The following is a 13,567-nucleotide window of genomic DNA, read 5'->3' on the forward strand; positions in this document are numbered from 1 at the left end:
ACTGAGGGGCCGCCTCGGCGAGGGAAAACTGGAACAATGACAACTGAGCTTCATCATTTCAATGAACGGACCGGCGCATCCGTGCTGGTGGGAAAGGACGATCTGTGAGCGAACGACTGAGCCTGTGGGGCGGACGATTCTCCGACGGTCCCGCCGACGCGCTGGCCGCGCTGAGCAAGTCCACGGACTTCGACTGGCGCCTGGCGAAGTACGACATCGCCGGGTCCAAGGCGCATGCGAAGGTCCTCCACCATGCGGGGCTGCTTACAGACGATGAGCTGACCGGGATGCATTCGGCGCTTGACGAGCTGCTGCGTCGGGTGGAAGCAGGCGAATACGTCGCCGCCGAGTCCGATGAGGATGTGCACTCCTCGCTCGAGCGCGGGCTCATCGAGATCGCCGGTCCCGAGCTTGGCGGCAAGCTGCGTGCCGGGCGGTCCCGCAATGACCAGATCGCGACGATGGGTCGGATGTACCTGCGCGACCATGCTCGTGAGGTCGCCGGTCTCGTGCTCGACACCGTCGAGGTGCTCATCGCTCAGGCGGAAGAGCATCCCGAGGCACCGATGCCCGGACGCACACATCTCCAGCACGCACAGCCAGTGCTCCTGGCTCACCATCTGCTCGCTCATGCATGGCCGCTGTTGCGCGATGTTGCTCGGTTCGTCGATTTCGATGCGCGTGCGGGTGTCTCTGCCTATGGTTCGGGTGCTCTGGCCGGATCGTCGTTGGGGCTCGATCCGCAGGCTGTGGCCGCGGACCTCGGGTTCAACGATTCGGTGGAGAACTCCATCGACGGCACCGCGTCGCGTGATGTCTTCGCCGAGTACCTGTTCATCACGACGATGATCGGCATCGACCTCTCCCGCCTGTCCGAGGAGGTCATCGCGTGGGCGACGAAGGAGTTTTCCTTCGTCACCCTCCACGATGCGTATTCGACGGGGTCGTCGATTATGCCGCAGAAGAAGAACCCCGACGTCGCAGAGCTGACTCGTGGCAAGTCCGGTCGTCTCATCGGCGACCTCACCGGGCTGCTGTCGACACTCAAGGCGCTGCCGTTGGCGTACAACCGGGATCTGCAGGAGGACAAGGAACCGGTCTTCGACGCCACCGACACCCTTGAGCTGCTGCTGCCGGCGTTCACGGGGATGATCGCGACGCTGAAGTTCGACACCGAGCGCATGGCGTACCTGGCTCCGCGCGGATTCGCCCTGGCCACGGACATCGCCGAATGGCTCGTCCGTGAAGGTGTGCCGTTCCGTGTCGCCCATGAGCTCTCCGGCGCATGCGTGCAGTTGGCAGAGTCGCGGGACGTCGAGCTGTGGGATCTGACCGATGACGATTTTGCGGGGATCTCTTCACATTTGACTCCGGCCGTTCGTGAAGTGCTCACGACTCTAGGGTCGATCGACTCGCGCAACGCCAAGGGCGGCACGGCTCGATCGGCTGTGGAAGCGCAGCTCGCGAATGCGAAGGCCGAGGTTGCTCGTTTGCGGGAGTTCGCGGGGTCCGCGCGCAGCGTGTGAGAGGCTGAAGAATAAGACACTGACATGAGGGCCGGTGCCCGGACAGGCGGAGAAAATCCGTTCGTCCGAGCACCGGCCCTTCGCATCAACGATCTCGTCAGGAGGTCTGGACATGCGAAGAAGAACAATACTGCTCGTCGGCGGTGTCGCGATCATCCTCCTCGGCGCGGGGCTGTACAGTCTCGGACTGTATTGGAATACTGGATCGGTCGCGGGCGGTGCCAACATCGGAGCCGGTATAGCCGCGATATTCGGAGAGATCTTCGGCGTGCTCGGTTTGGGTGTTCTTGTGGTCTGGGCGATCGCGGCGCTCGTGGTTCGGTTGAGGAATCGCTCCTCTATACGCGGGTGAGAGGAGCCTGCCTTCAGTTCTTGAGATCGAAGTCCGTGTCCGCGTACTCATTCCCCTCGACAACCGGCTCACCACTGAACGGATGCAGCTGATCCTCCCGGGCACGCAGCTCAACACGACGGATCTTGCCCGAGATCGTCTTCGGCAACTCCGCGAACTCGAGTCGGCGGATCCGCTTGTACGGAGCCAAATGCTCCCGGCAGTAGGCGAGGATCGATCGGGCGGTGTCCGCGTTGGCTTCGAACTTCTCCGACACCACGACGTAGGCTTTCGGCACCGCCAAACGCACCGGGTCCGGTGACGGCACCACAGCCGCCTCGGCAACAGCTTCATGCTCGATGAGCACACTCTCCAACTCGAACGGGGAGAGTCGGTAGTCACTGGCCTTGAACACGTCATCGGCCCGACCGACATACGTGATGTACCCATCCTCGTCCCGGGTAGCCACATCACCGGTGTGATAGACCCCGCCTTCGAAGGCTTCGGCGGTCTTCTCCTCATTCGACCAATACCCGGTAGTCAACCCGATGGGGCGCGGGTCCAGGCGCAGGCAGATCTCACCCTCATCACCCTCCTCACCGGTGGCGGGATCGATGAGAACGACATCGAAGCCGGGCAGGGCCTTGCCCATCGACCCGTATTTGAGTTCCTGGTCCGGGGAATTGCCGATCTGCAGAGTCGACTCCGTCTGCCCGAACCCATCCCGGATGAGCACACCCCACTCGTGATGGACCCGATCGATGATCTCCGGGTTCAACGGTTCACCCGCACCGAGGGCCTTCGTCGGTGGGGTCTTCAAATGCCCCAGGTCGGCTTGGATGAGCATGCGCCACACGGTCGGTGGGGCACAGAAACTCGTCACACCGACTCGGTCCATGGTCTCCATGAGGGCGTTGGCATCGAACCGGGAGTAGTTGTAGAGGAAGACGCAGGCCTCGGCGATCCACGGGGTGAAGATATTCGACCACGCGTGCTTGGCCCATCCGGGTGAGGCGACATTGAGGTGCACATCGCCCGGGGTCAGTCCCATCCAGTACATGGTTGACAGATGCCCGACGGGGTAGGACACGTGGGTGTGGGCGACCATCTTCGCCTTCGACGTCGTGCCTGAGGTGAAGTACAACAGCAGCAGGTCATCAGCCCGCGACGATCCTTGCGGGTCGAAAACGGTGCTTTCCTCAGCGGCATCGGCGTAGGCGTAGTCCTGCTGCCGGGTGGGTTGACCGCCGACGATGATGCGCACGACCTCGACATCAACGTCATCGAACTTCGCGGCATCGTCGACGCCCGCGACGACGAAGTCGGCCTGACCGCGTTCGGCACGGTCGGTCAGGTCGATGGGACCCAGCTGGGTGGTGGCGGGCATGAGCACGGCACCGAGTTTGATGCCGGCGAGCATCGTCTCCCACAGCTCGACCTGGTTGTTGAGCATGACCATGACATGGTCACCGCGTTTGATCCCGGCCCGGCGGAAGTGGTTGGCGACCTGGTTCGACCGGGCAGCCAGTTCCGCGAAGCTCCACTTGCCCTCCGTGCCGTCCTGCTCGACGATCCACAGAGCGGGGTTGTCGTTGTTGACAGCGATCTTGTCGAACCAGTCCAGGGCGAAGTTGAAGTGCGTGAACCGCGGCCACTCGAACGCCTCACGCGCTGCGTCGTAGTCGCTGCGGAGCTCGATCAGCTGATCCCGGGCTGCTCTGAATTCATCGGTCACCGTCATTGTGGCCTCCTATAGGTTTCGGGGTCTGTTGTCGACCGGGTCCGGCCGCCGCCGATTGCGGACAGCCGGGGAGCGGTGAGGCGAGCGGCTGTCTCCGCCGCTCGCCTCACCGGTTCGGTCGATTCAGATGGCGATGGTGACTGACTTCACCTGGGTGTAGAGTTCGATGCTTTCGGGCCCGAGCTCGCGACCCCATCCGGACTGGTGGAAGCCGCCGAACGGCAGCGCGCTGTCGAGAGCGTGATAAGTGTTGACCCACACGGATCCGGCGTTGAGTCGGCTGGCAACGCGGTGCGCCCTGCTGAGATCCTGCGTCCACAGACCCGCCGCCAGGCCGTATTCGCTGCGGTTGGCTGCGGCAATGACCTCGTCATCACCGGAGAAGGGGATCGAGACCGCCACCGGTCCGAAGATCTCCTCCTGCACGATCGACATGTCCTCGCTTGTGCCAGTGAAGACAGTCGGCTCGACGAAGTAGCCGGTGTCGCCGTGACGGTTGCCGCCGACGAGCGCAACGGCTCCCGCCCGCTTGCCCGCCTCGAGGTAGCCGACAACACGATCCAACTGCTCCTGCGACACGAGCGGCGTTATGACTGATTTGGGATCATTGCCCGGCCCGACAGCCAGCGCCTTCACCTGTTCGGCAAGGGCCGCATTGAACTTGTCGTAGATGGACTCGTGGACGTACACGCGAGTGCCGGCTTCACAGGCCTGACCAGAGTTCAAGGTGAAGCCCTGGATCACGCCGCCGACGGCACTGTCGATGTCGGCATCGGCGAAGACGATGTTCGGAGATTTGCCTCCGAGCTCCAGCGAGACTTTCTTGAGATTCCCAGCAGAGGCGGCGACGATCCGCTTTCCGACTTCCGTGGATCCCGTGAAAGCGACCTTGTCGACATCGGAGTGTTCCGACAGTGCTGCACCGGCCTCACCGTGGCCCGTCACGATGTTCACCACACCGTCGGGAACACCAGCTTCGACGAGGATCTGTCCGAGCAGCAGAGCCGTCAGAGGAGTCTGTTCGGCCGGTTTGAGGACGACAGTGTTTCCGGTCGCCAAGGCCGGGGCGATCTTCCACGCGGCCATGAGCAGGGGGAAGTTCCACGGAATGATCTGTCCGCAGACTCCGACGGGCTCTCTGCGCGTGAAGGAATGGAATTCGGCATCCTCGGGGGCCAGGAGCATCGACGGATTGTTCACCGATCCCTGGATCTTCGAGGGCCATCCGGCGTAGTAGCGGAAGCAGTCAGCAGACGACCTGACGTCGAACGCTGCGGCGATTCCCAGCGGTTTGCCGTTGTCGAGCGATTCGAGCTCTGCGAAATCATCGGCACGGCTGAGGATCAGTTCGGAGATCCTCCAGAGGAGGTTCTCGCGCCGGGCCGGACGCCAACGTGCCCAATCGGTGGTGTCGAAGGCACGACGTGCGGCAGACACCGCCCGATCGATGTCCTCGGCGGCTCCGCGGGGGACCGTGGCGAGGGCTTCACCCGTGGCCGGGTCGTAGGTGGTGAAAGTCTCGCCGGAACCGGCATCGGTCCACTGCCCGTCGATGAGAATCTTCTGAGGCTGTGCGAGGAATTCCTGCAGGCGAGGGGAACGTGCTGGGGATTCTACGGTGGTTGTCATCGTCGACTCCTTGTCGTGATCGGATTCGTCCTGCTGATCGTCGATGGTCAGCGGGAACTGTGGTGAGGGTGAGTTGTCGTCGCGTCGGTTTCAGAACGAGGTGATGACCGATCGGATGACCTCGCCCTTTTTGAGCGCCTCATAGCCGTCATTGATCTCGTTGATGGAGATCTCGCGGCTGACGAGGTGATCGAGTTCGAAGCGTCCCTGCACATAGAGGTCGGCGTAGAGGGCGATATCGCGTTTGACGTTCGACGAGCCCATGAGGACCGCCTGGAGGCGACGCTGCGCGAACAGCGAGTCGAGGGAGGAAGTGAACTCGGTCGTCGTTCCGGGAGGAGCGATGCCGATGAGGTAAGCAGTGCCGCCCGGCTTGGTCAGCTGCTGCACCTGGCGCTGAGTGGCTTCCAGCCCGATGACTTCGAAGGCATGGTCGACTCCGCCCGTGAGTTCCTGGACGGCGGCGACGGGATCGGTCGTCGAGGAGTTGATGAGGTCGGTGGCGCCGAACTTCTTCGCGGCCTCGAGCTTGCTGTCGACGATGTCGATAGCGATGATGTGCTTCGCACCGGCCAGTCGTGCCCCGCTGATCGCATTGAGGCCGATGCCTCCGGTGCCGATGACGGCAACCGTGTCGCCGGGGCGGACGTGCGCAGTGTTGATGGCGGCTCCGGCACCCGTGACGACAGAGCAGCCGAGCAGTGCGGCCTGCGGGAACGGAATCTGATTGTTGACGACCGCCAGCTGGTTCTCGTGGACGAGGACCTGTTCGGCGAATCCGCCGACGTTGACCGACTGTGCGATCTCCTGACCGTCAGGGAACGAGACGCGAGGCTTCTCACCCTCTTTTCTGGCCACTGCCGTCGGGTTGGAGCACAGAGTGGTTTTGCCGGACAGACACTCTGCGCAGGCGCCGCAGAAGGTGATGAGGCAGGCGACGACATGGTCGCCTACGCTCATGCTGGTCACGCCCGGTCCCACCGAACGGACGACGCCGGAGATCTCGTGTCCGCCGACGGCGGGAAGCGGAAGCCCGAAATCGTGATCGATGAGGTGGAGGTCCGAGTGGCACAGGCCGCTCGCCTTCACATCCACCAGTACCTCACGGCCCTGTGGATCATCGATGACGACGTCGTGGACAGTGAACTCTCCGCCGATCGCGGTTGCCAATGAAGCTTTCATCTTCTGTGTCCTTCCAATGTGCGAAATGGAACCGTGGCGCGGCTCCTTCGGTCAGACTATGATCGGCATCACATCTCGAAGTGTGCAGATATGGAACACTGCTCTGTAACACCGCGCAGATGGCCGCGCCGTCCGGAGGGCGAACCGCCTCGTTGTCGTCTTCGGGCAACTGCGGTAACTTCAGGGCGGACAACAGCTGATGGGGTCTGGGTCAATGGAGGTCAAGGGTGCCGCACAGGAGCGAACAGGTTGAGTACGGATGGCTGAGGTCCGAGCTGTCGGGTGTGAACCGCTCTTCGAGCCCTGAGCCGTCGCCGGTGCCCGCGAAGAACAGCGGCAGTGCTCTGCTCAAAGCCGCCGAGGCGGCATTCGACGTGATGACACATGATCTTGCCGGCCTGGATCTCACGCTGCTCCTCGCAGATCGCAGCGGACGGCTGATTCAGACCGTCGGTGATGTCGACTGCAGAACCGGCATCGAGGCGCAGCGCCGGGGACTTGTCGTCGGCGCCGATCTCAGCGAAGAGAAGGTGGGGTTCAACGGGATCGGCACCGCCTTGGAGATCGGAGGCGAGATCGCCATTGACGGGAATGAACACTTTGTCGAGGCGTTCCGTGAGTTCTCCTGTTTCGGGATACCTGTCATCCACGCCGGAAGCAAGCGGCTCGAAGGCGTTCTCAACGTCACCGCACCGACCGCTGCGACAGGGTCCCTTCTCGAAGGCTTCGGCCGGATCGTCGTCCGGCAGATCGAAAAGCAGCTGGCTGAGAACACCTATCGCGACGAATACCGCCTGATGGAGGAGTTCGTCCGGGTATCGCGCGGTTCGACAAGTGCGGTGTGCGCCTTGGGAGAGGATACGGCGTTGAGCAATCGCCTGGCCGAGAGCCTCTTCGACGTCGTCGACTTCAACTCGCTTCGCACAGACATCCTCTCGAGCTTGGGAACGGCCGAGCGTCATCGCACGGTCGACGTCGGGGGAGGCCGCATGCTTGATCTCGACGTCGTTCCGGTCGGGCATGAACAGGCTGTCGTCACCATGAAGCCCCTCTGGCGAGGGCGACGGACAGTGCCGAGAGGAGGGCCCCGTAACAACTCATTCGGGTTGGTATGGAGTTCCCGCCTGCAGAATGCGAAAGGCCGGACCGGAGTCATCTCCATCGTCGGTGATGCGGGTACCGGTCGCACCTCGGCAGCGACTGAGGTCGTTCGGGGTGCGTCCACCGAGCGAGTCGAGGGAATCGAGTTGCTCAGGCGAGAACCTGAGGACTGGCCAGATTGCCTGCAATCCCCATCGGGTTCTCAGGCTGACGCTCTCATCGTCGACGATATCGACCTGCTCTCGGACCGGCAGTTGGGCGTATTGCGTCGTCTGCTCGAGTCGGATCGGAAAGGCACTGTGGTCGTGACGTCGACTCCGGCGGGGAAGTCTGACCAGTCGTTGAGGTCGCTCCTGGCGATGGCTGATTCCACAGTCCACCTGCCCCCACTGCGGGAGAGGACAGCTGAGTTCCCGGCGATCGTCCGCGGACTTGCCCGACAGATCAACGGCGGCAGGCCGGTCGAATTCAGCGAAGCCTGTCTCCAGACACTTGAGCGTGACGACTGGCCCGGCAACCTCACGCAGCTGGGGAAGGTACTGCGTGAGGTTCTGGTCAACCGCGCGAACGCGGTCGTCGGAGTTGCCGATCTTCCCGCCCGGTTCAGGTCGGAGAGCGCTTCGTCGGTGACAGGAATTGAACGGTTGGAACGCGACGCGATCGTCAAGACGCTCGAGTCCTTGGGCGGCAATAAGTATCAGGCTGCGAAGGCTTTGGGAATCAGCCGGACCACGCTGTATCGGCGCTTGCGCGAATTCCGCATCTCCGGGTGACACCGTTCGTTCCTTACGGCGTGATGCTCCTCGCTTCCCACTTGCTCTTCTGTTCGCCGTAGTATTGACCATGTGCCGCTCTCGAAGCGGCACTACCAGTCAAGCATTGGCGGCGCTGCCGCACATGGCAATGCTCAGATTCGAAAGGACCGAAGTGACCGACATCTTCAGCGAACTCAAGGCCCGTGGGCTCGTCGCAGTTTCCACCGACGAGGCCGCCCTGCAGAAAGCCCTGGCCGAGGAGTCGCTGACCTATTATGTCGGTTTCGATCCGACGGCACCGAGCCTGCACATGGGCAACCTCGTCCAGCTGCTCACCGCCGCTCGCCTGCAGCAGGCCGGGCACAACCCGCTGGCTCTCGTCGGCGGTGCCACCGGCCTCATCGGCGATCCGCGCATGTCGGGGGAGCGGACGCTCAACCCTCGTGAGGTCGTCGAGGAATGGGTGGCGAAGATCCGCGCCCAGGTCGAGAAGTTCCTCGATTTCGACGGTCCCCATGCCGCGCAGATCGTCAACAACCTGGACTGGACCTCGCAGCTGTCCGCCATCGACTTCCTCCGCGACATCGGCAAGCACTTCCCGGTCAACCGGATGCTCGCGAAGGAATCCGTCTCCGCCCGCCTCAACAGCGAAGCCGGCATCTCCTTCACCGAGTTCTCGTACCAGATCCTCCAGGGCAACGACTACCTCGAGCTCAATCGCCGTTACGGCTGCTCCCTGCAGACCGGCGGATCCGACCAGTGGGGCAACCTCACCTCCGGCGTCGACCTCATCCGCCGCGTCGACCAGAAGACCGTCCACGCAATGGCGACCCCGCTGATCACGAAGGCCGACGGCACGAAGTTCGGAAAGACTGAATCCGGCACCGTGTGGCTCGATTCGTCGCTGACCAGCCCGTACGCATTCAGCCAGTTCTGGCTCAACGCCGACGACCGCGACGTGGTCAAGTACCTCAAGGTGTTCTCGCTGCGCTCGCTCGAGGAGATCGAGGCCATCGAGGCCGAGTTCACCGCGGCCCCGCACACCCGTGTGGCACAGAAGGCCCTCGCCGAGGATGTCACCACCTTGGTCCACGGACGCCAGGCGTACGAACAGGCCATCGCCGCGGCCTCCGCCCTCTTCGGCGGGGGAGAGCTCACCGGCCTTGATTCGTCGACGCTGGGTGCGGCAACTTCCGAGCTGCCGCGGGGTGCGGTGTCGACGACCCAGCTGGCCGAAGGCCTGCCTGTTGCTGATGCGTTCGTCGCTTCCGGCATCGTCAAGTCCAAGGGTGAGGCTCGCCGTGCCATCAAGGACGGGGGAGCGTACGTCAACAACGTCAAGGTCGCCGACCAGGAGCAGACCCTGACTTCCGATGATGTGCTCTCGACAGAAGCTGGAGGAGTCGTCCTCCTGCGCCGAGGCAAGAAGACCCTCGGTGCTGTCGACATCGTCGGCTGATCAACGACAGACTCTGACAATGCCGCGTCCTCTCTCGGAGGGCGCGGCATTGTCGTTTCCAAAATGCACGGTCCGGGGCGACTGAGCCCGCGCGACAACGGGAATCCTTGTCATCGTCGAATACAAGCAAATAGTTTGTGGGAGGTTCGTCGGCGGGTTCGTGCGGTCAACCTGATCGGCATCATGGGGCCAGCACCATGGAAAAGCATGCGGTCATCGAGCAGACTGGCAGATGACGGATAACCGAACGAATACCGACTGACGAACGCACGAGGAGATCATGCGCACCCTGCTCAACATCATCTGGTTCATCTTCTCCGGCCTCTGGCTGGCACTCGGATACTGGGCCGCCGGCATCATCGCCTGCATCTTCATCGTCACCATCCCGTGGGGAATCGCGTCCTTCCGCATCGGCAACTACGCACTCTGGCCCTTCGGTCGCGAGGTCATCGAAACCCGCCCGGCCGGAGTGGCGACCACCTTGGGCAACATCATCTGGCTCATCGTCGCCGGCGTCTGGCTCGCCATCGGACACGTCGTCACCTCGATCCCGCTGTTCATCTCGATCATCGGCATCCCGCTCGGCTGGGCGAACATCAAGCTCATCCCCGTCTCTCTCATGCCGCTGGGCAAACAGATCGTCGACAGCGACCGGCTGATGCCCGGTTACCGCGGAGCCTGACTCAACGACTCAAGCGCTCTGCTGCTCGAGTTCCTCGAGCGAGATGCGGCCTCTGCGCACTGCCCAGAGCACGCGGCGAGTGCGCACGATTCGGGGCAAGGTGATGATCAGCAGGCCACCGAGCATATTGAACGGGATCACGATTGCGAACCACTGCAGGAAATCGAGGATCGAAATGTCAGCGCCCGTCATCATGGCGGCGACGATGACGATCGCATTGATGGCTCCGTGCAACATGCTGACCCCGATGACCAGCAGACCGGTGATCATGCAGACGATCGCTTTGACGACGTCGTTCTGTGTTCCCTGCTGCATCCGTGTCGACAATGTGATCGTCGCGCCGGCCAGAAGCGAGAGGGCGAGCATGACGATGAGCGACGACTGGTTGATACAGCCGAGCGCCATATCCGCAATCGTCTTGTGGTAATCCGGGAGGGCGATGACGATCAACCAGGCGAAGACCGCTCCGCCGATCAGGTTCGTCGCGAGAGTGGTCAGCCAGAGACGGAGCACCTGGATCCAATTCGCCTGGCCGGCGATCACGGCGTTGATCGGAAGGAGGAATTCTTCGGTGAACAGCTCCGAATGCGCCAGCTTCAACGCCAGTAGGCCGATGCCGAACGCCATTCCGGCGAGGATCGTCGACCCGGTCGCTTGCTTGACGAGCACCATGGCCAGGATGCCGAGCCCGACATCGACGCCGCCGAAGAGCCCGGTGACGATGAGTTCCGGCCACTTCCGGTTGAGCCGCTTTGCACCTTCCGAGACGGTATTGGCCGCCTCGTCGATGAGGGCGTCTTCGAGATCGAGGTCGTTGCGGCCGAGACGTTCCCGCTGCTCCTTCTGAGTCATTCCGTCAGTGTAGGGGTCGGGACACGCTCAAACGCTGGGAATCACCTGCATGGTGAGCACAATCGTCTGCCGCCGGCGAGAGCCTGGCGGGAAGCCGGAACCGTGCAGCCGTGCCTTCGGAAGTGGGCGGGAAACAGGGCATTTGCGGCCAGTGACGGGTGTCACAGCGGAATTTCCGCTTTCGAGTTGCACGGGCGGTGTGGGGTGGTCTAGAGTTATATCTCGTTGCCCCGCCGGAAACAACGTCTACAGGACAGAGTTTCCACCGGGTCTGACCAGGACAAACACGGTTTGTTCCGAGGGTCAGAACATCGGGTGGGTGACGAATAATGAAACTGATACCCCCAGTGAACATGCCCGTTTTTCGGGTGGTGGTGATGGGTGTGTGTTTGTGGTTTGAGAATCCAATAGCGTGTTTGTTTGAACAAGTTGTGATGCCAGAACATTTTATTTTCTGGTAAGACAATCACCTGATCAAACGTGGTTCACCCCGTGTGGGTGGTTCTTCGCCGAACCGTTCACAGTAGTGGGGTGGGTCGTGTGCTTGGTCGGGATTTTATTTGATGAGCCGGACTGTCACCCCGTGACGGTTCCGGCTGTCTTGCTGGGATTCTTACGTAACATAAATTTTTATGGAGAGTTTGATCCTGGCTCAGGACGAACGCTGGCTGCGTGCTTAACACATGCAAGTCGAACGCTGAAGCCGACAGCTTGCTGTTGGTGGATGAGTGGCGAACGGGTGAGTAACACGTGAGTAACCTGCCCCTGACTTCGGGATAAGCCCGGGAAACTGGGTCTAATACCGGATACGACTATCGGACGCATGTCTGGTGGTGGAAAGTTTTTTCGGTTGGGGATGGGCTCGCGGCCTATCAGTTTGTTGGTGAGGTAATGGCTCACCAAGACGACGACGGGTAGCCGGCCTGAGAGGGCGACCGGCCACACTGGGACTGAGACACGGCCCAGACTCCTACGGGAGGCAGCAGTGGGGAATATTGCACAATGGGGGAAACCCTGATGCAGCGACGCAGCGTGCGGGATGACGGCCTTCGGGTTGTAAACCGCTTTCAGCAGGGAAGAAGCGCAAGTGACGGTACCTGCAGAAGAAGTACCGGCTAACTACGTGCCAGCAGCCGCGGTAATACGTAGGGTACGAGCGTTGTCCGGAATTATTGGGCGTAAAGAGCTCGTAGGTGGTTGGTCACGTCTGCTGTGGAAACGCAACGCTTAACGTTGCGCGTGCAGTGGGTACGGGCTGACTAGAGTGCAGTAGGGGAGTCTGGAATTCCTGGTGTAGCGGTGAAATGCGCAGATATCAGGAGGAACACCGGTGGCGAAGGCGGGACTCTGGGCTGTAACTGACACTGAGGAGCGAAAGCATGGGGAGCGAACAGGATTAGATACCCTGGTAGTCCATGCCGTAAACGTTGGGCACTAGGTGTGGGGGGCATTCCACGTTCTCCGCGCCGTAGCTAACGCATTAAGTGCCCCGCCTGGGGAGTACGGTCGCAAGGCTAAAACTCAAAGGAATTGACGGGGGCCCGCACAAGCGGCGGAGCATGCGGATTAATTCGATGCAACGCGAAGAACCTTACCAAGGCTTGACATACACCAGACCGGTCTGGAAACAGTCCTTCCCCTTTGGGGTTGGTGTACAGGTGGTGCATGGTTGTCGTCAGCTCGTGTCGTGAGATGTTGGGTTAAGTCCCGCAACGAGCGCAACCCTCGTTCTATGTTGCCAGCACGTGATGGTGGGAACTCATAGGAGACTGCCGGGGTCAACTCGGAGGAAGGTGGGGATGACGTCAAATCATCATGCCCTTTATGTCTTGGGCTTCACGCATGCTACAATGGCTGGTACAGAGAGAGGCGAACCCGTGAGGGCAAGCGAATCCCTTAAAGCCAGTCTCAGTTCGGATCGTAGTCTGCAATTCGACTACGTGAAGTCGGAGTCGCTAGTAATCGCAGATCAGCAACGCTGCGGTGAATACGTTCCCGGGCCTTGTACACACCGCCCGTCAAGTCACGAAAGTCGGTAACACCCGAAGCCGGTGGCCTAACCCCGTATGGGGAGGGGGCCGTCTAAGGTGGGACTGGTGATTGGGACTAAGTCGTAACAAGGTAGCCGTACCGGAAGGTGCGGCTGGATCACCTCCTTTCTAAGGAGCACACCAAGCATGGTGCCCACCAACGAACCCAGAGCGTGGTTCGGGTGGGTCGCTCAAGGGTGGAACATCACATTCCTCTCGCTCGTCCACACAGCGTTGCCAGGCCAAATGCCTCGGGTGACGGTGAGTGGTAGGGGTGGG

At 61.7% G+C, this 13,567-nt stretch carries 9 protein-coding genes and 1 rRNA gene; 6 read left to right on the plus strand and 4 right to left on the minus strand.

Annotation, left to right across the window (positions count from 1 at the left end):
• Positions 1–104 precede the first annotated feature (104 nt).
• Both argH and J9315_RS06840 read left to right on the plus strand, forming a co-directional pair.
• Positions 105–1,526, plus strand: a complete 1,422-nt coding sequence (gene argH, locus J9315_RS06835) for an argininosuccinate lyase (protein ID WP_211979112.1) — start codon at positions 105–107, stop codon at positions 1,524–1,526.
• Positions 1,527–1,638: 112 nt separating this feature from the next.
• Positions 1,639–1,878, plus strand: a complete 240-nt coding sequence (locus J9315_RS06840; protein WP_211979113.1) for a hypothetical protein — start codon at positions 1,639–1,641, stop codon at positions 1,876–1,878.
• A gap of 13 nt (positions 1,879–1,891) precedes the next feature.
• On the opposite strand, the gene J9315_RS06845 is transcribed toward J9315_RS06840, so the two are convergent.
• The 3 genes from J9315_RS06845 to J9315_RS06855 form a co-directional block, all read right to left on the minus strand.
• On the minus strand, positions 1,892–3,598 hold the full coding sequence (locus tag J9315_RS06845; protein ID WP_211979114.1) for an AMP-binding protein: 1,707 nt from the start codon (positions 3,596–3,598) through the stop codon (positions 1,892–1,894).
• Positions 3,599–3,721: 123 nt separating this feature from the next.
• Positions 3,722–5,227, minus strand: a complete 1,506-nt coding sequence (locus tag J9315_RS06850) for an aldehyde dehydrogenase family protein (protein WP_211979115.1) — start codon at positions 5,225–5,227, stop codon at positions 3,722–3,724.
• A 90-nt stretch (positions 5,228–5,317) separates the two neighbouring features.
• Positions 5,318–6,409, minus strand: coding sequence for a Zn-dependent alcohol dehydrogenase (locus J9315_RS06855; RefSeq protein ID WP_062861863.1), 1,092 nt, complete (start codon positions 6,407–6,409; stop codon positions 5,318–5,320).
• 317 nt (positions 6,410–6,726) lie between these two features.
• Between J9315_RS06855 and J9315_RS06860 the strand changes: the two genes are divergently transcribed.
• The 3 genes from J9315_RS06860 (at position 6,727) to J9315_RS06870 (ending at position 10,406) form a co-directional block, all read left to right on the plus strand.
• Positions 6,727–8,283 (plus strand): helix-turn-helix domain-containing protein, encoded by a 1,557-nt coding sequence (locus J9315_RS06860; protein ID WP_211979116.1) that lies wholly within the window; start codon positions 6,727–6,729, stop codon positions 8,281–8,283.
• A 154-nt stretch (positions 8,284–8,437) separates the two neighbouring features.
• Entirely contained in the window at positions 8,438–9,724 is a 1,287-nt protein-coding gene (tyrS, locus tag J9315_RS06865; RefSeq protein WP_211979117.1) for a tyrosine--tRNA ligase, read from the plus strand.
• 280 nt (positions 9,725–10,004) lie between these two features.
• A complete protein-coding gene (locus J9315_RS06870) occupies positions 10,005–10,406 on the plus strand; it encodes a YccF domain-containing protein (RefSeq protein ID WP_025780405.1) in 402 nt (133 codons plus the stop codon).
• Between the two features lie 9 nt (positions 10,407–10,415).
• Here the strand turns inward: J9315_RS06870 and J9315_RS06875 are convergent, their stop codons facing one another.
• On the minus strand, positions 10,416–11,258 hold the full coding sequence (locus J9315_RS06875; protein ID WP_211979118.1) for a formate/nitrite transporter family protein: 843 nt from the start codon (positions 11,256–11,258) through the stop codon (positions 10,416–10,418).
• A 629-nt stretch (positions 11,259–11,887) separates the two neighbouring features.
• On the opposite strand from J9315_RS06875, the gene J9315_RS06880 reads away from it, so the two are divergent.
• Positions 11,888–13,417: ribosomal RNA gene (locus J9315_RS06880) — 16S ribosomal RNA — on the plus strand.
• Positions 13,418–13,567: the final 150 nt, after the last annotated feature.

It is taken from the genome of Brevibacterium sp. W7.2, assembly GCF_018137945.1.
GTDB lineage: Bacteria > Actinomycetota > Actinomycetes > Actinomycetales > Brevibacteriaceae > Brevibacterium > Brevibacterium sanguinis.

Coding starts and splice junctions, on each gene's coding strand:
- J9315_RS06855 (WP_062861863.1), bottom strand. CDS start 6,409: ATGAAAGCTTCATTGGCAACCGCGATCGGCGGAGAGTTCACTGTCCAC.
- J9315_RS06875 (WP_211979118.1), bottom strand. CDS start 11,258: ATGACTCAGAAGGAGCAGCGGGAACGTCTCGGCCGCAACGACCTCGAT.
- J9315_RS06840 (WP_211979113.1), top strand. CDS start 1,639: ATGCGAAGAAGAACAATACTGCTCGTCGGCGGTGTCGCGATCATCCTC.
- J9315_RS06845 (WP_211979114.1), bottom strand. CDS start 3,598: ATGACGGTGACCGATGAATTCAGAGCAGCCCGGGATCAGCTGATCGAG.
- J9315_RS06850 (WP_211979115.1), bottom strand. CDS start 5,227: ATGACAACCACCGTAGAATCCCCAGCACGTTCCCCTCGCCTGCAGGAA.
- J9315_RS06870 (WP_025780405.1), top strand. CDS start 10,005: ATGCGCACCCTGCTCAACATCATCTGGTTCATCTTCTCCGGCCTCTGG.